Below are 19,587 nucleotides of genomic sequence, written 5' to 3'. Positions count from 1 at the left end.
CAGGGGAATGAGGCCGTGGGGCCGGAACGGTAAAAATGCCTGATTTTACGCAATTTTTATTAATTTGTCCGCTTAAACCATATTGTTGATGTCGAACTCAGTTTTCCGCAAGAAATCGTTGAACAGGATCATGAAGGATTCTATCGAGGGGGTATCGGATGGGCACGGAGGAGGGGTGAAGCTCAACAAGGTATTAAATGTCCGGGACCTGACCTTTATGGGTATCGCTGCGGTAGTCGGGGCCGGCATCTTTTCTACTATTGGTGCGGCGGCCTATGACGGGGGGCCGGGGATATCCCTTTTATTCGTTCTGACGGCAGTGACCTGCGGTTTTTCTGCGCTTTGTTACGCGGAGTTCGCCAGTCGTATCCCCATTGCGGGCAGCGCCTATACCTATGCTTATGTAGCTTTTGGCGAGATCATCGCGTGGGTCATCGGGTGGGCGCTGATACTGGAGTATGCCATCGGTAATATCGTCGTGGCCATTGCCTGGAGCGGGTATTTCAACAATCTGCTTGTCGGATTCAATATCCATCTTCCAGGCTGGATGCTCACCGATCCCGGTACTGCAAGGGACGCCTTTCTCTCGGCGCAGGCCACGCTGGCCCAGGGTGGTTTGCTGGGGGATGCGGGCAGGGCAGCGATGGCCACCTGGAATTCGGCGCCGATCATTGGCGGAGCGCATATCGTTTTCAACCTGCCGGCCTTTATCATCGTCTGCATCATTTCCTATATCACCTATATCGGCATAACCGAGAGTAAAAAGACTACCAATTTCATGGTCATTTTCAAAATAGCAGTGGTGATCCTGGTGATCATCATCGGCGGCTTTTTTGTCAAGACCTCGAACTGGAAACCATTTCTGCCGAATGGATTTACGGGGGTGCTGAAAGGAGTATCGGCTGTGTTCTATGCCTATATCGGATTCGACGCGATATCGACCACGGCGGAGGAGTGTACCAACGCGCAGCGCGACCTGCCGAAGGGGATGATCTACTCGCTGGTGATATGCACCGTATTGTATATTCTGATCGCTCTGGTACTCACCGGGATGGTGCCGTATTCGGAGCTTATGGTCAGCGATCCGCTGGCCTTTGTCTTCAACAGGGTCAACCAAAAATGGATCGGCTATTTCATCTCGGCCAGCGCCGTGGTTGCAACGACGAGCGTGCTGCTCGTGTTCCAGCTGGGGCAGCCCCGCATCTGGATGAGCATGAGTCGTGACAAGCTGCTGCCACGCGCATTTGGCAAGATCCACCCAAAATACAAAACTCCCTGGTTCTCGACCATCATTACCGGGATCATCGTGGCCGTCCCGACGCTATTTATGAGCAGCGGGCTGATGACGCAGCTGACGAGCATCGGTACCCTCTTTGCCTTTGTGCTGGTCTCGGGGGGCGTCCTGCTTCTGCCGAAGATGGACGAAGGCGCCGTCAGGGGCCGGTTTCACATACCTTATATCAACGGACGCTGGATCCTCATCGTGTTGTACGCGGCGTTTTTGTGGCTGTTCAGAGCGAGGCTGACGAATGTGGTAGAGCATTTATCCGCTTCGGGACTACAGGAGATCCTCTTCCTTGTATTTTCACTTTTGACCACTGCGCTTACGGTGGCGACGGTGATCCGTAAATACTCCGTCATCCCGGTACTCGGAGTTTTGTTCTGCGCCTACCTGCTGATCGAGATACCGGCGATCGCCTGGATCTGGTTCTTCGTCTGGATGGGCATCGGGCTGGCGATCTATTTCATCTATGGTTATCAGCGGAGTGTGTTAAAGTCCGCCGAGCCTTCAAATAGCGTACCTTTGCAGGCAATAAAGAAGGAATAATTTATGAAGTTCGAGGTAGGAGACAAGGTCGTTATTCAGCATTCCAATGACGAGGGAGAGGTGGTGGAGATCATCAACGACAAGATGGTCCTGGTCGACGTCAGGGGCGTAAAGTTCCCTGCATATACCGACCAGCTGGATTTTCCATATTTCAAACGGTTTACAGAAAAGAAGTTGTTTCCGGCAGAGAAAAAGCCGAAGAAATATATCGACCAACTGCCTCCGGAGAAGCCGGCGCCTGGTAAGAAGAAAGAGCGTATTGCGCAGCTGGCCGACGGGGTATGGCTTACTTTTTTGCCGGTATTCGACAGCGATGAGTTCGGGGACGACGTGGTGGAAAGCCTGAAGATCTATCTGGTCAATAACTCCACTCTGGCGTTTAATTTTTCTTATACCCTCACCTATTCGGGGAACAGCGATTTCAATCTGGACGGCGCGCTGCCGTCGATGCAGGATTTCTACCTCCACGATATTCCCTTCGCCAACCTCAATGACAATCCGGTATTCGGGTGCGATTTCTCGCTGATGACGCCGGACAGGAAGTTGGCGGAGCACTACGAGGCCTCCCTGAAGCTGCGGGCCAAACAGGTCTTTGGCCGCATCGAAGAGATCCGGAAGAAGGGCGAAGCTACGTTCTCCTTCAAGCTGTTTGACGAATATCCGCTGCGACCCTACGAGGAGGAGAAGCCGGTGGACACGCTCGGACTCGGCAAACTGGCGGGATCCGGGTTTCGCATATACGAGGCTTCGAATGGCGCGGCAGCATATGGAGTCGGCGAGGAGCGAGCTTGACCTGCACGCGGAGAAGCTGACGGACAAGCCGGGGGCGCTGGACAATTTCGAGATACTGACGCTGCAGCTGCAGACCTTCGAGAAATATTTCGACCTGGCGGTGGCGCACCATCTGCCGTCGATGATCGTGATCCACGGCGTAGGTTCGGGCAAGCTGAGGGATGAGATCCACGAGATACTGCGGACGAAAAGGAATGTCAGGTCGTTCATCAACAGGTATGATCCCCGGTTTGGCTACGGGGCAACCGAGATCTTTTTGAATACGGGAAGAAGAAGTAGGCTGCACCGTCGATGAATCGTATCTTTACAGACGCTACCAACCGGGTCATCGCTCCTCGCACGGCGGGGGAGGAAAGTCCGGACAGCACAGGGCAATGTACCGGTGAAGAGCCGGGGAGATCGGGTGGACGGCGGTTCGCCGCTGTGAATCCGATGTCCACAGAGAGTGCCACAGAAAATAACTGCCCCGTCCTTTGGGCCTGTGAACGTCGGTGTTTTTTGCCGGCGGGCGGCCGAAAGGGCGGGGTGAGGTTGAAAACGTGGGGTAAGAGCCCACGGCGTCGTCGAGTAATCGTCGGGGCGGGTAAACCTTACATGCTGAAATGCCACGTATACCGGCGCCCGAGGGCGGCCCGCCCGATGCCGGAGGGTAGGCAGCTAGATCGTTGCAGTAATGTAACGGCCAGATAAATGATGACCGCCTGCCGGCGCAAGTCGTTGCAGGAACAGGATCCGGCTTACAGGTTGGTAGCTTTTTCTTATCTTTCTCTCATGTTCCGCAACTACTACAAAATAGCTTTGCGCCATATCGGCCGAAGCCGTCTTCATTCGGCCATCAATGTCATCGGTCTTTCAACGGGAATATCCTTTACACTGCTGATCGCAGCCTTTTGTTACGGCGAATGGCAGGTCAACCGGCAGCTGCGAAATGCAGACCGGCAGTACATTCTGACGACGCGTTGGAAGGACCCCAATATGGGTTATCCCATGTCCACGTGCGGCCAGCTGGCGAAGGCCCTGAAAGAGAACTATCCGGGTCTGGTCGCTAACTACTATCGTTTTGACGGAGTCATTTCCACCGTAAGCAATGGCGATAAACATTTCAGGGAAGATCTGCAGATGGGCGACAGCACCTTGTTTACGATGTATGGTTTCCGGTTGCTGCAGGGCGATCCGCGGACGGCGCTGGTGCAGCCATTCAGCGTCGTCATTACAGCGGATAAGGCGATCAAATATTTTGGCCGGACGGATGTGGTGGGGCAGAACCTGACCATCGAGAATTTTTCGGGTGGTAAAACTGATTTCAGGGTCACCGGTGTGTTGCCGGAGCCGAGCCGCAATTCTGTCACCTGGCTGAATGAGGCCAACAACAATCGGGTCTTTGTTCCTGTTGCCAATCTGGACTGGTTCGGCCGGAATATGGACTGGGCCAATCCGCATATCGCCAGTTATGTGGAACTGCAGAAGGGAGTCGATCCCGCCGAGCTCGCGGGACCTATCCAACGTCTGGTGGGGCAGAACGCGACGCCGGAGGTCGCCGCCAATATGCAGGTCATTCCCGTGCCGCTGACTACTTATTACCTGACGGGTGCGGGAGGTACCGTGCAGAAGATGCTTTATACGCTGTCGTTTGCAGCGCTGTTCATTCTGCTGATGGCCATTGTCAATTTTGTCAACCTTTCCGTAAGCCGGAGCACGGCAAGAATGAAAGAGATCGGGATCCGGAAAGTATTGGGCAGTCTGCGTCGTCAGCTGATCGGGCAATTCCTGATGGAATCCATTGTGCTCGCTATGGTCGCCGGCTTGTTGTCTCTGGTGCTGTACCTTTTGTTCAGGCCGTTGTTCTCGGGGATGCTTACACGCGAGATCCCTTCGCTGACGGAGCTTCCGGCGATGGCATGGCCGCTAGTGGCCGGCTTTACCGCAGTGACGGGTCTGCTGGCCGGTCTTTATCCCGCCCTGCGGTTGTCGGGGCTGGCGTCTGTGGATTCGTTGAAAGGAAGGGCAGGGGCTGCAGAAAGCCATATAATTCTACGGAAGGGGCTTGTCGGCTTTCAATTTGTAACGGCGACCGTCGCTGTTGTGGCGGCGATAGTGATCTCGCAGCAGATCGGTCTTTTCTTCAGCGACCGGCTGGGATATGACAGGGAATATCTCGTAGCGGCCCAGGTGCCGAGGGACTGGACTTATCAGGGAGAGGGCAGGATGCGGAGGATACGGTCTGAACTGGCTATGATGCCGGGGATAAAAGACGCTACGCTGTCGTTCGAAATACCTGATGGCGGAAATGGAGGCAGTAGAGATATGTGGCCGGATGGCGGGGATTCAGCCCATGCGGTGACGAGTCAGGCGCTGATGACGGACGAGCACTATTCGGACACCTATCGAATACCGATGGCGGCGGGGGTGTTTTATAACAGGGAAGGAGAAAGCTCCGCCAGTGATTCCTTACGGGTGGTGCTGAATGCAACGGCCGCCAGGGCACTGGGCTGGAACAATCCGGAGGCAGCGATAGGGCAACGGCTGCGTCTGGCGGGGACAAGACAACCATTTGTCATTAGTGGAGTGATAAAAGATTTTCATTTTGAAGCCATGGGCAGCGCGGTACAACCTGAGCTGTTCATGCATGTCGATATGACCTGGACCTACCGGTATCTGTCCTTCCGGCTGAGGCCCGGAAATATCGGGACGACGATGGAGCAGTTGCGCAGACGGTGGGCGGCGCTTATGCCAGGTGCTGCTTTCGAATACAGGTTCATGGATGAGACGCTGGAGAATCTCTACCGGGACGAGCTGAGGCTGAAGAAAGCTGCGTCTGTTGCGACCGTTCTGGCATTGATCATTGTCCTGCTTGGTGTAGTGGGATTGTTGTCGATGAGCGTACAGAAGAGAACAAAAGAAATTGCCATCCGAAAGGTGATCGGGGCTTCGGTTCCGGGCATCATCCGGCTGTTCCTGCGGGAATACCTGCCGTTGCTGCTGGTGGCCGGAGTGGCTGCTGCGCCGGTGGCCTGGCTGCTGATGAACCGCTGGCTCAGCGACTACGCCACGCGGATAATGATGGGGCCGTGGCCGTTTGTGGCGGCGGTAGCGGGGCTGTGCGTTGTGATGGTGGTTTTGATCGTAGTCCGGACTGTCAGCGCCGCCTTGGCCAATCCCGTGAAGAGTCTGTCAGCGGAGTGAGTGCCCAAGCCAGCCGCCGAGCTCCATCAGCCAGGCCAGTCCCAGGTGGACGATGAGGCCGCCGACGATGCTTCGGGTGCGGGCGGCGAGCACGCCGAGGATAAGACCGCCGAAAAAGGAGGAGATACATTCGCCCAGGGGTTTACCAAAGTGAATGGTGCAGTAAAAAGCCGCCATGGGCAGGACGACGCTGTCTCCTGCATAGCGGACAAGGCCGATGACGAGCAGGCCGCGGAAAAACGTCTCTATGCCCAGGAAATCGAGGCCGTAGGACAGTTCGTACAGCAGCTGCCAGGGCCATAACGGTCTGGCGTGTCCGTCCAGGAATGCGAGGGTTTTTACCTTGGGATAGACCGCCAGAAAATCCTGCTGGGTGGAGGCGAGGGCGATCAGCGGGATCAGCATGGCGAGAAGAAGGAAATAGGGTCTGGCGTCGAAGTTGTCGGTCGTCAGTCCGACCGAGCGGCGGAAGCTGTCGCCTTCGAGCAGCCCTGACCGGTAGCAGACCCGGAGAACGCCGAACAGCAGCAATAACTTTAGCGGCAGCTGGACGACGAGGAGTAAATACCTGTCCCACGGGGTTGAAAGGGAATTCGGAAGGAAATGCGTCAGGTCCCAGGGGACCATTTTTAACGAAAAATACAGTGGTGCGATCAGCAGGATCCACAGCAGTCTGCGGTCGAATCTGAGCTGGCCGGCAGAAGCCGTCAGCACGGGTTGGAGCTTTATTGTCCCGCCACGCGTCAGGGTGGGGGCGAGTGTCTCCTTCTTACTCCATTCGTACTGCAGGCCCCAGGTGAGCGCGATCACGACGAGATAGAACAGGAAGAAGGCGCCGACGGAGAGATACCAGTGGCTGAGGGACTGCAGCCGGCGTTCGATGCCGAGGGAATAGTTGGCGGCGATAAGGCTGCCGACGAGGAGCATGGTGACGATAAAAGCGGGCCGGGAGGTATTGCGGAAATAGTCCTTAAGGTAGGTGATGACCGCTTTCATATGAATTGGGACAAAAAAAGTGTAAAAATATGTTTTTTGTCCCAGCACCATAATTCCTGTGCACTCGGCGACGCCTCGTGCACCAACTGGACTCCGTCCAGTTATGCATGAAAGCTTTCTTTCATCTTGCCCAGCAGGTCGGTTTCGATCATCTTCTGCGCAAGCTTGACCATGTTGTAAAAGGATTTGCCGCGGGAGATGCCGTGCCCGATGATGACGGGTTTGGTAACGCCGAGCAGGGGAGTGCCGCCGTAGAACTCGAAGTCAAAACGGTCGAAGTACTCGCTCTTTGTCTGGTGTCTGCGGGTGATGTCGAAGAGGGATTCGGCCAGTTTGAGGATGACGTTGCCGGTAAAGCCTTCGCAGACCATGACGTCCGCCTTGTCGAGCAGGAGGTCGCGGCCTTCGATATTGCCTATAAAATTGATCTGGTCGTTCTCTTTCAGCAGCGGGTAGGCCGCCTGTGCGAGAATATTGCCTTTGCCTTCTTCTTCGCCGATGTTCAACAGTCCGACGCGGGGCTGGTCGATGCCAAGGATATGGCGGGCGTACAGCGAACCCAGGACCGCGAACTGGTTGAGGTTTTCGGGCTTGCAGTCGGCGTTGAGGCCTACGTCGAGGAGAACGCCGGTGCCGCCGTTCTCTTTGGGAATGATAGTGGAAATGGTGGGGCGCTGGATGCCTTCGATTGGTTTGAGGCCATACAGTGCGCCTACGAGCATGGCGCCTGTATTACCGGCGCTGATGAACGCGTCCATCTTGCCCGTAGCCAGGAGGTGAAATCCGATGGCGATCGAAGACTGCTGTTTTTCTTTCAGGGCTTTGGTAGGATGCTCGTCCATGCCGATGACCTGGGGAGCATGAACGACCTTTACTGCTTCCGCAGGGATCGAATGCTCCTCTAGCAGAGGATTGATCTGAGCTTCGTCACCGACCAGCCATAGCGTAGCGGGAGTCCGGGTTTCAGCGAGGTATAAGTGCAGACCTTTCACCGCTTCCAGCGGTGAAAAGTCTCCTCCCATCATGTCTAAACCAATATTCATTCGTAGGGTGAATTGTACTACTTAATTGGGGATGTTTCGGCAACAACCTTTCCTTTGTAGAACAACTTACCTTCGCTAACGTGTGCACGGTGGCGAACGTGTATTTCACCTGTAGTGCTGTCTTTGCTTAAAGTTACTTTCTCAGCCTTATAATGCGTCCTTCTCTTGGCGCTGCGCTGCTGGGAATGTCTCCGTTTCGGATTTGGCATATCACTTCTATTTTAACGATCCAATAATTTATTACATGGGCCCGCTTATCGGGCGGGCTTTATTTCACAGTATCGGGTTCCGGAGGAAGGTCCTTGAATTTCTCCAGTCCTTTCCAGAGCGGATTCTCGGGCTGACTCTTTCCCCGGTCGAGCTTTTTCAGCATTTCCAGCACTTCCTTGTTGCAATGCGGTCCACCCATCTCTTCCGGCTTGCACATCCGCTGCATCGGAATGCTGAGATTTATGAATTCGTAGATCCAGTCAGAAACATGGAGGTGACTTTCTCCCTTCGATATATAATAGACGTCGGGATCTTCCTCCTGCTGGTTCATGATATCCGGATCCTCCACCAGTTTCACCAGGATGTTAAACTCATCCCATAGGTCCAGTGGGAGCATATTGCCGCAACGGTCGCAGGTGATCTCTATCTTGCCGCCGATCTCGAACTTCAGGAGCATAAAGCTGTTCTTCTTGTCGAGGGACAGCTTGACCTGGGCGTCGCAATGACGGAAATCCTGTTGCTGGTATGCTTCAAAGAACTTGTCAGTGATCTTATAACTGAACTCATGAATACCAGCCTTAAGGCCTACAAACGCTATATCGAATTCCCTGCGGCTGCTCATGACTGCTTTTTAAAGAGCTTGCAAAGGTAGTTGTTTTTTATTAAAATTTAGGGTTCTCTCCCGGAAAATTTGCACATTTACGGTCGATCTGTGGAAAAGATATGAAATTACTTGTCAAATATGGCCGTATAAATTTTTTCGCCAGCGTACCCGCCCTGCTGATAGGCAGTGTAGTGTATTATTTTTCAGTACGTTATGTATTGATTCGGGAACTGGACGACAGCCTGAAAGTCGAGGAGGACGAGATCCTTCAGTACGTAAAAGTACAGGCCCGCCTGCCGGAACCGACCAGCTACCGGGACCAGATGATCACTTATGTGCCCGCCGGTACGGATGTCCCGCGGAAATTTCACCATGTCATGAAGGCCACCCCGCATCATAAAAGCGAAGAGGCCTACAGGGAGTTGTTGTTTCCCATACGGGCGGGCGGACAGTTGTATACCGTGAGCGTGGCGAAGTCGGAAGAAGAAACCGACGACCTGCTCGAACTGGTGATGCTGATCACGCCAGGTATGATCCTGCTGTTGCTGGGGACCCTGTTCCTGGCCAACCGGCTGCTGCTGCGCCGGCTGTGGCGTCCGTTCTATGAGACCCTGGACGGGATCCGCCGTTTCAATCTGTCCAACCGTCAGCCCCTGCCGGCCAGTCCAACCGACACCGAGGAATTTCTGGACCTCAACGGCGCAGTCCAGCAAATGACGACCAAGATCTTGAAGGACTACGAAATGCTGAAGAACTTCACCGACAACGCTTCCCACGAGATGCAGACCCCGCTGGCCATCATCAACTCCAAGCTGGACCTCCTGATCCAGGACACGGGTCTGGGAGAGAAGCACCACCAGTCGGTACAGGCGATGTACGACGCCATCGGCCGGCTTCGCCAGCTGAACCAGTCGCTGTTGCTGCTGATGAAGATCGAGAACAACCAGTTCGGGCATACAGGTCCGGTCGATATGTCTGTCCTCGTCCGGCATAAGCTCGTGCAGATGGAAGACCTGGTGAAGGACAAGGCGATAACCGTGACGACGGACCTGCACTCCCTGCCGCTGCCCGTCAATGATTATCTGGCCGATATCTTACTGAACAATCTCCTGCTGAATGCGATCCGGCACAACCGCGCCGGGGGGCGGCTGGAGGTCCTGCTCGGCAGCGGCAGTCTCCGGGTCAGCAATACCGGGCCGGGACTGGGATTCGATCCAGGTACGGTCTTCAACCGATTCACCAAAGGCGCTCATTCCGGCGGAAGTGGCCTGGGGCTTGCGATCGTGAAACAGATCTGCGATAATTACGGCTTTCCGATAGCCTACTCCTATGGCGACGGGATACACAGCTTTCGCATCGATTTTATTCGTTAAGTTGTGGACCTATGATCAATATTCGGATGGCAACCGCGGAGGATGCAGCGCTGATCGCGGATATGGCCCGGAGGACCTTTTTTGAAACTTTCGCCCGCTATAATACGGAAGAGAATATGCGCATTTTCCTGGAAGAGCAGTTTCCCCGGGAGAAGCAGCTGGCGGAAGTGGGGGCGCCCGGCCGTCGGTTCCTGCTAGCCTATGCGGGGGAAGAGGCGGTAGGCTATGCGTCGATGCGGGAGGCGGAGCCGCCGCAGGGTTTGCAGGGACAGAAGGCTATCGAGATCGTACAGCTGTATTCCGAGCAGAAGATGATCGGCCGGGGCGTGGGTGCGGCCCTGATGCAGGCCTGTCTGGACCTGGCGGGTCAGCTGGGAATGGACTGGGTTTGGCTCGGTGTATGGGAACGCAACCACCGCGCTATCGCCTTTTATCAGAAATGGGGCTTTGAACGTTGCGGAGAACACGTGTTCCTGGTCGGTCTGGATGCACAGACGGACTGGTGGATGAAAAAGAGGGTATAAGACGCCGGGTGGGTATGCCCCTGTCAGCGTTTCAGCAGTTTGCTGTTCACGATCTTTTCCATGACCTCTTCTTTCTGGTATTTGCTGATGGGCACCTGATAGTTGCCGATATGGAGGATATTCCCCTCGATGGAGTTGATCTTGTCGATGGCGACGAGCCAGGATTTGTGGGGCTGAATAAAGGACGTCGCGGGTAGCTTTTCCTGCAGCATCTTCAAAGTAAGATGGGTGATGATCTTCTTCCCGCTGGTATGGATGGCGACGTAGTTCTCAAGCGCCTCGGCAAAAAGGATATCCGCAAACTGGATCTTTTCCAGCTTGCTGTCGGCTTTTACAAAGATATAGTCCTCTGCCGGGACGGAAGTTTGCTGCTGGCGGAAGTAGTCGAATGCCTTGTTGGCCGCTTTCAGGAAGCGGTCGAACGGTATCGGCTTCAGCAGGTAGTCGAGAACTTCCAGATCGAAGCCCTGAAGGGCGTATTTTTCATAGGCTGTGGTAAAGATCACCCGCGGACGGACAGGCGTATTTTTCAGGAATTCGATACCCGTCATATAGGGCATTTCGATATCGAGGAAAAGGAGGTCGACGCTTTCCTGTTTGAGCAGCGAGTTCAGCTCGAGCGCGTTCTCGCACGTGCCGCGGAGGTCCAGGAAGTCGATCTGCTGGATATAGCCCTGCAGTCCTTTGCGGGCAAATGGTTCGTCGTCGGTAATGATGCATTTTATTTTCATCGGCATAATTTAATTGTATTGAAGCGTAAGGGTGGCGGTGAACTCATTGCCATTGGCGGCAGCGGTGAGTGTCTGACGGGTGGTCAGGGTATGGCGGCCGGGATAGAGCAGTTCGAGTCGCCTTTTAAGATTTTCCAGGCCGATGCCTTTTTCTTTTTTGTCGGTATATTTTCGGGTACCGAGTTGATCACCCTGAATTCGATGGTATGGTCCTTCTCCCGAAGTGACGCGGAGATGCTGAGGTTGTAGTCCCCTCCAATATATTTAAAAGCGTTCTCCACCAGCGGCATAAACAGCAGGGGATATACCTGCTGGCCGTTGAGCCCGTCGTCGAACCGGGTGTCGAGCCTTAGCCGTTCAGAGCTACGGGCCTGCTGCAGCTGGATGAAGTTCTGGAGATAGTGCAGTTCCTGGCTGACCGGGACGGTCTGTTGCTGGTCGTACAGCTGGTAGCGGAGCAGTTCGGAGAATTTCTCCACGCTCTTTTTGGCGGCGGCCACGTCATCGTCCATCTGGAAATAGATCGTATTGAGGGCGTTGAACAGGAAGTGCGGGTGATACTGTGCCTTGAGGAATTTGAGCTCGGTCTGCAGCTGGTCATTGGTGATCTTTTCGAGCTGGACTTTTCCTTCGATATAGGCTTTCAGGAAGGCGCTGCTGCGGGCGATGCCGTAATAGATCAGCGAATACAACAGCGGGATGGTATTGATGTCCACCACATCGTACCACTGGGCCCCGTCGTCGGTGAAGGCGGCAAGGGGCAGGAAAAAGACGTTCTGAAAGAAAAGGTCCAGGCCGATCAGCCACAGGACCTCGCGGACGACCCGACGGGGGCTGACGTCGTTGGCCGGCCAGCGCCGGTCGAAGAACCGGAACAGTCGGTTGCAGGCGGCGAGAAACAGATAGCTGAAACCGATGCTGTAGAGCATTTCAAAGGCGTTGAGCTGCCAGTGTCTGTCCCGCCAGAACCGCATGCCGGTGACGGTGTCGAGCAGCAGCCGTATCGTAAAATAGACGACGAGGCCGTAGACGGCGGGGAAAAGATATTTTTTGAATGTATTCACCCTGTAAAGGTGCGGAGGTTGCCGGTAATCGGGAAATTTTGTTGACGTATGGACGGTGGGCGGTGGCGTATGGCGACTGTATAGAAAAGAAAAGGCCCCCGGGTGGGGGCCTTGTGACCAGATCGTTTCCTGGATCAGATGATTATGATCAAAAGTAGGATAATGATGATTAGCGCGCCAACGGAGATATAGACTCCGGTGACTGCGCGGGCTTCTTTTTCATGGCTTTAAGTTCGGCCCGCAGCTGTTTGCGCTCGTCTTTTGTCAGCTGTGACTTGTCCATAGCTTTGATGGTTTCCGTCCTGTCTTTCATTTGCTGAACGAGCTCTTCTTTCTGTTCGTGTGTCATCGTTGCCAGCGCTTCCTTCGACGGCAGGTCCAGCGGAGCCGTCTTCGCGTCCGCGCACATCGCGCGAAAAGACATAAAGAACAGGAGTACCGGCAGACAGATGATGAATTTTCCTTTTTTCATGGTGAACGTTTTAATTGATGTGCGTCAGATATGTTTATCTATACGATTTCAAAAGCCGTTCCCTTTTGCATGAATATCCAATAAAATGGAATTTGTGTAAGTTTTGTGATTTTTTAGACAATAATATGCCTGAAATAGGGGAAAGTGTGGATTTTATTCCACACTTTCCGGGTTAACTATTTTTTCTGATGAGGCCTGCTGGGGCTGCGGCTGATATTCGTGCAACCAAAGTTTGACAATACTGTCGGTCAATTCTACCAGTTCGCTGAAGCTGTCGGGTTTTCGGAGAAAACAGGAGGCTCCAAGTTCGTAAGAGGTCTTTCGGTCCTGATTAAGGGTAGAAGTAGTCAGTACGATGATGGGGATCTGGCTGAATTGTTTGTTTCCTCTTATTTCCTTCAGCGCCTGGAGGCCCAGCATGCCGGGCATATTCAAGTCCAAAAGGATCAAAGCGGGAAACTCGGATTCGTCTGAATATAGCGTATCCAAAAGAGTTTCAGCGTTTTCAATAAAAACGTAGTCGATCTGAGGACTTCGTTCCAGGAAAGCATCCAGTATGATCTGCCTGTCGTCCGGATCGTCATCTACAATAAAAATAAGATGAGAGTTACTTTTCATAAAAAATAGTAATTGTTCTGAACTGTGATAAGGCCAGGCTGTCTATACTATTCTAAGGGTCTTTAAAGTTATTGTTTTACGGCAAATTTGCTACCTTCCAATTCACTTTTCATACTTATATCTAAACCGGTGATTTTCCGCTCAATCTCCTCTGCCAGAACCTTGCCAAATATGTGGCGCGGGTCTTGTGCTATAATTTGACCGGAAAACTGACTGGCGGATGCCAGCTCAATACCTATTAAAAATAATATTGATAAAGCAAATTTTCTATGGGCGCCAGCACTACTACCAAGCTTGCAAAGAAAAGGCCTCTCCCCGCAAACCGACAGCCACCAATGGCAAAAATGGAACTACCAAACATGCCGGTTATGACACTGAAATGGCCGCAGATGACAAAGATCTTTTGCGAATACTCCTCCAGGTTCGAAACGGAAATTTTTCGGTTCGTATGCCCATCGGCGAGACGGGTGTCCGGGGAAGGGTCTATGATACGCTGAATGAGATCATCTCGCTCAACGAAGAGATGATGAAAGAGTTCACCAAAGCCGGTAATACCATCGGTAAGCAGGGTAAGCTGACCCAGCGTATCGAGGTACCCAATGCGAAAGGGGCCTGGGCTACCGGCGTGGATTCCCTGAATGCGCTGATCTCCGACCTGGTACACCCTACTATCGAGATAGCGCATGTGATCAGCTCGGTGGCGAAGGGCAATCTGTCCCAGAATATGCCGCTGGAGATCGGGGGGCATACCCTGCAGGGAGAATTCTCCCGTATCGCCAGGGGAGGTGAACGACATGGTAAAGCAGCTGAACCTGTTCTCCATGGAGGTGACGCGTGTGGCGCGTGAAGTGGGTTCCGAGGGGAAGCTCGGCGGCCAGGCCAAGGTAAAAGGAGTTGCGGGTGTGTGGAAGGACCTGACGGACTCGGTGAACCTTATGGCCGGCAACCTGACGGCGCAGGTGCGGAATATCGCGGACGTGACTACGGCGGTGGCGAAGGGTGACCTGTCCAAGAAGATCACGGTGGACGTAAAAGGGGAAATCCTCGAGCTCAAGAATACGATCAATACGATGGTGGACCAGTTGAACTCCTTCTCCTCGGAAGTAACGCGCGTGGCGCTGGAAGTGGGTACGGAAGGGAAGCTGGGTGGCCAGGCGCACGTGCGGGGTGTCGGCGGTACCTGGAAGGACCTGACCGATTCCGTCAACGGTATGGCGTCTAACCTGACCGGCCAGGTGCGCAATATTGCGGAGGTGACTACGGCGGTGGCGAAGGGTGACCTGACCCGCAAGATCACGGTGGACGTTAAAGGGGAGATCCTTGAGCTCAAGAATACGATCAATACGATGGTGGACCAGCTGAACTCCTTCAGCTCTGAAGTAACGCGTGTGGCGCGTGAGGTGGGTTCGGAAGGAAAGCTCGGCGGCCAGGCCGACGTGCCTGGCGTCGGTGGTACCTGGAAGGACCTTACTGACTCGGTCAATATCATGGCCGGCAACCTGACGGCCCAGGTGCGGAATATCGCCGAGGTGACCACGGCGGTGGCGACGGGCGACCTCTCCCGTAAGATCGACGTGGACGTTAAAGGCGAAATATTGGAACTGAAGATCACGATCAATACGATGGTGGACCAGCTGAACTCTTTCTCTTCGGAAGTGACGCGTGTTGCCCGTGAGGTGGGTTCGGAGGGTAAACTCGGCGGCCAGTGCGGCGGTAGAAGGGGTCGGCGGCGTGTGGAAGGACCTGACCGATTCGGTGAATAAGATGGCGGGTAATCTGACGGCGCAGGTGCGGAATATCGCGGACGTGACCACGGCCGTGGCCAGGGTGACCTCGGGCGTAAGATCACTGTCGACGTCCAGGGTGAGATCCTTGAATTGAAGAACACGATCAATACGATGGTGGACCAGTTGAACTCCTTCGGATCGGAAGTGACCCGTGTGGCGCGTGAAGTGGGTTCGGAAGGTAAGCTGGGTGGTCAGGCGGACGTGCCGGGTGTGGGTGGGATCTGGAAGGATCTGACCGATTCCGTGAACAAGATGGGTGGCAACCTTACGGGTCAGGTGCGGAATATCGCCGAGGTGACCACGGCGGTGGCCAACGGTGACCTTTCGCGTAAGATCACGGTGGATGTTCAGGGAGAGATCCTCGAGTTGAAGAATACGATCAATACGATGGTGGACCAGCTGCGCGGCTTCGCCTCCGAGGTGACCCGCGTGGCGCGTGAGGTGGGTACTGAAGGCAAACTGGGTGGTCAGGCCTTTGTGCCCGGTGTAGCCGGTACCTGGAAGGACCTTACCGACTCCGTCAATGGTATGGCATCGAACCTGACCGGTCAGGTGCGGAATATCGCCGAGGTCGCCATCGCGGTGGCCAACGGCGATATGTCGAAGAAGATCACGGTGGATGTACGCGGTGAGATCCTGCAGCTGAAGGAGACGTTGAATACGATGGTGGACCAGCTGCGCGCCTTCGCCTCCGAGGTGACGCGCGTGGCGCGTGAAGTGGGTACGGACGGTAAATTGGGTGGTCAGGCCTTCGTGCCGGGTGTGGCCGGTACCTGGAAGGACCTGACCGACTCGGTGAACCAGATGACGGGTAACCTCACGGCACAGGTTCGAAATATTGCGGAAGTGACCAAAGCGGTGGCCTCCGGTGACCTGTCCAAGACGGTTGCCATCGACGTAAAGGGGGAGATCCTCGACCTGAAGAATACGATCAATACGATGGTGGAACAGCTGAACTCCTTCGCCTATGAGGTGACGCGTGTGGCGCGTGAAGTGGGTACGGAGGGTAAGCTGGGCGGTCAGGCGGAAGTGAGGGGTGTGGCCGGTACCTGGAAGGACCTGACGGACTCGGTGAACATGATGGCCTCCAACCTGACCAACCAGGTGCGAGGGATAGCGAAGGTCGTGACGGCCGTTGCGACGGGCAATCTGAAACAAAAGCTGTCGATCGTCTCCCGCGGCGAGGTGGCGCAGCTGACCGATACGATCAACGAGATGATCGATACGCTGGCCCTGTTTGCCGATCAGGTAACGACGGTGGCCCGTGAGGTGGGTGTCGAAGGGAGGCTGGGCGGCCAGGCCAGTGTTCCAGGAGCTTCCGGTATCTGGAAGAACCTGACTGAAAACGTAAACCAGCTGGCGCAAAACCTGACCACGCAGGTGCGGAGTATCTCGGAGCTGGCCTCGGCGGTGACCAAGGGTGACCTGACCCGGACCATTCGTGTGGAAGCGAAAGGAGAGGTGGAAGCGCTCAAGGATACGATCAATCAGATGATCGCCAACCTGAAGGAGACGACGCTCCGCAACCAGGAGCAGGACTGGCTGAAGTCCAACCTGGCGAAGTTCACCCAGATGCTGCAGGGGCAGAAAGACCTCAACACGGTAACTCAGCGAATCCTTTCAGAGCTTGCACAGGTGGTATCGGCGCACTATGGCGCCTTCTTTATCCTCAAACAGGACGAGGACACCAGAGAGGACAAGCTGCGACTCTTTGCTGCCTATGGATATAAATCGGAAAAAAATATTCCCACGGAATTCTCTATCGGTGAAGGGCTGGTAGGCCAGGTGGCCTTTGAAAAGGAAAGGATCATTCTGTCAAACGTCCCGGGTAATTATATAAAAGTGAACTCTGGCCTCGGCCGTTCGAAACCGGCCAACCTGATCATTCTGCCAGTGCTGTTTGAGAATAAAGTAAAGGCGGTCATCGAGCTTGCATCGCTGGATATCTTCAGTGAGACCCACCTGGACTTCGTGGGTCAGCTGACGGAAAGTATCGGTATCGTATTGAACACAATCGAGGCGAACAGCCGTACGGAAGAGCTGCTTACGCAGTCGCAGTCGCTGGCCGGCGAGCTGAAGATACAACAGGAAGAGTTGCGCAGGACCAACGACGAGCTGCAGGACAAGGCCCTGCTGCTGGTAAAACAGAAGAACGAAGTGGAAGCGAAGAACAAGGAGGTCGAGGAAGCGCGTCTCTCGCTCGAAGAAAAGGCCGAGCAGTTGACCCTTACCTCCAAATACAAATCGGAATTCCTTGCGAATATGTCCCATGAGCTGCGGACGCCGCTGAACAGTCTCCTCATTCTGGCGCAGCAGCTGTATGAGAACGTGGAGGGCAACCTGACGGACAAGCAGATCCGCTATGCCAAGACGATCCACTCCTGCGGGGATGACCTGATACAGCTGATCAACGACATCCTCGACCTGTCGAAGATCGAATCCGGGTTTATCACGGCCAATATCTCCCCGGTACGGTTCAGCGAGATCGCCGCGTTTGTGGAGACGACCTTTAAGCCTATCTCGGAAGCAAGACACCTGCGCTTTACCATCGACACGGACCCGAGGCTGCCGCAGAACATGGAGACGGATCTTCAGCGTCTGAATCAGATCCTCAAGAACCTGTTGTCGAACTCCTTCAAGTTTACCGAAAAAGGAGAGGTCAAATTACGTATATACGAAGCCAGCCGCAACTGGAAACCCGGCAACCCGAGCCTTGACGAGGCCCGGCAGGTGGTCGCCTTTGCGATCCACGATACCGGCATCGGCATTCCGCAGGAAAAACAGAATATCATTTTCGAAGCCTTCCAGCAGGCGGAAGGATCCACCAGCCGTAAATATGGCGGCACTGGGCTGGGGCTTTCGATCAGCCGTGGCCTGGCCGAACTGTTGGGTGGAACGATCGAGCTGGAGAGCGTCCACTGGAAGGGGTAGCATCTTCACCCTGTTCCTCCCGGTAGAGAATATCATCGGACATATTTCCAAGGAAACCTCGGACAACCTCAACGCCATCCGTCAGTTGCAGCTGAGGGGTGACAGCGGGGAGATCGATACGCTGCTGAACTCGCTGCGCGTCACCGGTGATTCAGATTCGCCCAAGCTGAATATCGTCAACGAGATGATCAATGATACGGGCGATGACCGCAGCTCGATACAGGCCGGCGACAAGATCGTCCTGGTCGTGGAGGATGACCTGCGGTTTGGCCGGATCATCATCGAAAAAGCGCACGAATACGGTATGAAGGCGGTGGTCGCGATGAACTATCTGGAGGTGTTCGACTTTATCAACAGGTTTACGCCCGTGGCGATAACGCTCGACGTCAAGCTGCCGGATACGAGCGGCTGGAAGGTACTGGACCTGCTGCGGAACGATCTCAACTACCGGCATATACCGATTCACCTGATCTCGGGTGAGGAGAACAAGGCGCTCGCGCTGAAACGCGGCGCCCGCAGCTTCCTCCTGAAGCCGCTGGAGAACGAGGCGCTGAACGAGCTGTTCGAGGATATCCGATCGTTCAACAAGAAAGAGACACGGAAGATACTCGTGGTCGAGGACAACGAGATCGACTCCTCACAGATCAGCAAGATGCTGCAGGGGGACAATATGCAGGTCACCATCGTGCCCACCGGCAAGAAAGCGCTGCAGGACACCAATATCAAGGACTTCGATTGTATCATCCTCGACTATACGCTGCCGGACATCTCGGGTATCGAGCTGCTGAAGCAGGTCAGCGAGATCAAGCAGAAGCTGACGCCGGTGATAGTGTATTCGGCCAAGGATTTCGACAAAAAGAATTGTACCACCTGAACAGGGCTTCCAATACCGTGTTGTTAAAAGGAGTAAATTCGCTGGAACATCTGCTCGAGGAAACCGTTCTGCACCTCCATATCAACCATAAGGAGTTGCCGCCGGAAAAGAAAAAGGTGATCGAGAATATCCGCATGCAGGATGATATACTTACCGGCAAGAACGTGCTGGTTGTAGACGACGACGTGCGCAATCTTTTTGCGCTGACGACTGTCTTTGAGCGCTACAATATCAACGTCGTTACGGCGGAGAGCGGCAAGGAGGCTATCCAGATCATCAACGACGACAAGCAAAAGGTGGACATGGTGCTGATGGATATCATGATGCCGGAGATGGACGGGTACGAGACCACGCAGAAGATCAGAAGAGAGCACAAGAACAATACCCTTCCGATCATTGCCGTGACGGCCAAGGCCATGAAGGGTGACCGTCAGAAATGTATCGAGGCCGGAGCATCCGATTATATCACGAAGCCGCTGAAGATCGACCAGCTGTTGTCGTTGATGCGGGTTTGGTTCTATAAATGATGGACGGATGCGGAGGAAACGTAACCGGAT

At 54.5% G+C, this 19,587-nt stretch carries 20 protein-coding genes and 1 other RNA gene; 13 read left to right on the top strand and 8 right to left on the bottom strand.

Features of this window, described 5'->3' with window-relative positions:
• Positions 1–88 precede the first annotated feature (88 nt).
• The 5 genes from ACQ86N_RS20885 (at position 89) to ACQ86N_RS20865 (ending at position 5,803) form a co-directional block, all read left to right on the top strand.
• Positions 89–1,828 (top strand): amino acid permease, encoded by a 1,740-nt coding sequence (locus ACQ86N_RS20885; RefSeq protein ID WP_431216798.1) that lies wholly within the window; start codon positions 89–91, stop codon positions 1,826–1,828.
• 3 nt (positions 1,829–1,831) lie between these two features.
• Positions 1,832–2,620: a Smr/MutS family protein gene (locus ACQ86N_RS20880; protein WP_431216797.1), complete on the top strand. Its 789-nt coding sequence runs from the start codon at positions 1,832–1,834 to the stop codon at positions 2,618–2,620.
• Positions 2,595–2,915 carry a Smr/MutS family protein gene (locus ACQ86N_RS20875; protein WP_431216796.1) on the top strand — a complete coding sequence of 107 codons (321 nt, stop codon included), beginning with the start codon at positions 2,595–2,597 and terminating at the stop codon, positions 2,913–2,915. The genes ACQ86N_RS20880 and ACQ86N_RS20875 overlap by 26 nt, the downstream gene beginning before the upstream one ends.
• Before the next feature lie 17 nt (positions 2,916–2,932).
• An RNA gene (gene rnpB, locus ACQ86N_RS20870) (RNase P RNA component class A) lies at positions 2,933–3,376 on the top strand.
• 15 nt (positions 3,377–3,391) lie between these two features.
• On the top strand, positions 3,392–5,803 hold the full coding sequence (locus ACQ86N_RS20865; RefSeq protein ID WP_431216795.1) for an ABC transporter permease: 2,412 nt from the start codon (positions 3,392–3,394) through the stop codon (positions 5,801–5,803).
• Here the strand turns inward: ACQ86N_RS20865 and ACQ86N_RS20860 are convergent.
• From ACQ86N_RS20860 to ACQ86N_RS20845, 4 genes are all read right to left on the bottom strand, one after another.
• Positions 5,792–6,799: a CPBP family intramembrane glutamic endopeptidase gene (locus tag ACQ86N_RS20860; RefSeq protein WP_431216794.1), complete on the bottom strand. Its 1,008-nt coding sequence runs from the start codon at positions 6,797–6,799 to the stop codon at positions 5,792–5,794. The genes ACQ86N_RS20865 and ACQ86N_RS20860 overlap by 12 nt on opposite strands.
• A 101-nt stretch (positions 6,800–6,900) precedes the next feature.
• The gene (gene plsX / locus ACQ86N_RS20855; protein ID WP_431216793.1) at positions 6,901–7,842 is read right to left on the bottom strand and encodes a phosphate acyltransferase PlsX; all 942 of its coding nucleotides are present in this window, start codon (positions 7,840–7,842) and stop codon (positions 6,901–6,903) included.
• A gap of 17 nt (positions 7,843–7,859) precedes the next feature.
• The gene (gene rpmF, locus ACQ86N_RS20850) at positions 7,860–8,051 is read right to left on the bottom strand and encodes a 50S ribosomal protein L32 (protein WP_331583256.1); all 192 of its coding nucleotides are present in this window, start codon (positions 8,049–8,051) and stop codon (positions 7,860–7,862) included.
• 59 nt (positions 8,052–8,110) lie between these two features.
• Entirely contained in the window at positions 8,111–8,674 is a 564-nt protein-coding gene (locus tag ACQ86N_RS20845; protein ID WP_431216792.1) for a YceD family protein, read from the bottom strand.
• Between the two features lie 101 nt (positions 8,675–8,775).
• Here ACQ86N_RS20845 and ACQ86N_RS20840 point away from each other — a divergent pair, with 101 nt between their 5' ends.
• Together ACQ86N_RS20840 and ACQ86N_RS20835 are read left to right on the top strand one after the other, a co-directional pair.
• The gene (locus tag ACQ86N_RS20840; RefSeq protein ID WP_431216791.1) at positions 8,776–10,029 is read left to right on the top strand and encodes a sensor histidine kinase; all 1,254 of its coding nucleotides are present in this window, start codon (positions 8,776–8,778) and stop codon (positions 10,027–10,029) included.
• A gap of 11 nt (positions 10,030–10,040) precedes the next feature.
• The gene (locus ACQ86N_RS20835; RefSeq protein ID WP_431216790.1) at positions 10,041–10,553 is read left to right on the top strand and encodes a GNAT family N-acetyltransferase; all 513 of its coding nucleotides are present in this window, start codon (positions 10,041–10,043) and stop codon (positions 10,551–10,553) included.
• Positions 10,554–10,576: 23 nt separating this feature from the next.
• Here ACQ86N_RS20835 and ACQ86N_RS20830 read toward each other — a convergent pair whose 3' ends face one another.
• The 4 genes from ACQ86N_RS20830 to ACQ86N_RS20815 all read right to left on the bottom strand — a co-directional run bounded on the left by ACQ86N_RS20830 (position 10,577) and on the right by ACQ86N_RS20815 (position 13,438).
• Positions 10,577–11,284: a LytR/AlgR family response regulator transcription factor gene (locus tag ACQ86N_RS20830; RefSeq protein WP_431216789.1), complete on the bottom strand. Its 708-nt coding sequence runs from the start codon at positions 11,282–11,284 to the stop codon at positions 10,577–10,579.
• Between the two features lie 83 nt (positions 11,285–11,367).
• The gene (locus ACQ86N_RS20825; protein ID WP_431216788.1) at positions 11,368–12,348 is read right to left on the bottom strand and encodes a sensor histidine kinase; all 981 of its coding nucleotides are present in this window, start codon (positions 12,346–12,348) and stop codon (positions 11,368–11,370) included.
• A 169-nt stretch (positions 12,349–12,517) separates the two neighbouring features.
• Positions 12,518–12,820: a hypothetical protein gene (locus ACQ86N_RS20820; protein WP_431216787.1), complete on the bottom strand. Its 303-nt coding sequence runs from the start codon at positions 12,818–12,820 to the stop codon at positions 12,518–12,520.
• Between the two features lie 153 nt (positions 12,821–12,973).
• Positions 12,974–13,438, bottom strand: coding sequence for a response regulator (locus tag ACQ86N_RS20815; protein ID WP_431216786.1), 465 nt, complete (start codon positions 13,436–13,438; stop codon positions 12,974–12,976).
• Positions 13,439–13,886: 448 nt separating this feature from the next.
• Between ACQ86N_RS20815 and ACQ86N_RS20810 the strand changes: the two genes are divergently transcribed.
• Genes ACQ86N_RS20810 through ACQ86N_RS20785 form a run of 6 tightly spaced genes read left to right on the top strand, consistent with a single transcriptional unit; the run spans position 13,887 to position 19,557 of the window.
• Positions 13,887–14,285: a hypothetical protein gene (locus ACQ86N_RS20810; RefSeq protein ID WP_431216785.1), complete on the top strand. Its 399-nt coding sequence runs from the start codon at positions 13,887–13,889 to the stop codon at positions 14,283–14,285.
• Positions 14,233–15,201: a HAMP domain-containing protein gene (locus tag ACQ86N_RS20805; protein WP_431217522.1), complete on the top strand. Its 969-nt coding sequence runs from the start codon at positions 14,233–14,235 to the stop codon at positions 15,199–15,201. Before ACQ86N_RS20810 ends, ACQ86N_RS20805 begins: the two co-directional genes overlap by 53 nt.
• A complete protein-coding gene (locus ACQ86N_RS20800) occupies positions 15,194–15,319 on the top strand; it encodes a hypothetical protein (protein WP_431216784.1) in 126 nt (41 codons plus the stop codon). Before ACQ86N_RS20805 ends, ACQ86N_RS20800 begins: the two co-directional genes overlap by 8 nt.
• Positions 15,283–18,156, top strand: a complete 2,874-nt coding sequence (locus ACQ86N_RS20795; RefSeq protein ID WP_431217521.1) for a HAMP domain-containing protein — start codon at positions 15,283–15,285, stop codon at positions 18,154–18,156. Before ACQ86N_RS20800 ends, ACQ86N_RS20795 begins: the two co-directional genes overlap by 37 nt.
• The gene (locus ACQ86N_RS20790) at positions 18,116–19,030 is read left to right on the top strand and encodes a response regulator (RefSeq protein ID WP_431216783.1); all 915 of its coding nucleotides are present in this window, start codon (positions 18,116–18,118) and stop codon (positions 19,028–19,030) included. The genes ACQ86N_RS20795 and ACQ86N_RS20790 overlap by 41 nt, the downstream gene beginning before the upstream one ends.
• Entirely contained in the window at positions 19,018–19,557 is a 540-nt protein-coding gene (locus ACQ86N_RS20785; protein ID WP_431216782.1) for a response regulator, read from the top strand. Before ACQ86N_RS20790 ends, ACQ86N_RS20785 begins: the two co-directional genes overlap by 13 nt.
• The last annotated feature ends 30 nt before the right edge of the window (positions 19,558–19,587 follow it).

The organism is Puia sp. P3 (assembly GCF_050632245.1).
Lineage (GTDB): Bacteria > Bacteroidota > Bacteroidia > Chitinophagales > Chitinophagaceae > Puia.
This window is presented reverse-complemented; position numbering and strand designations above follow the sequence as displayed.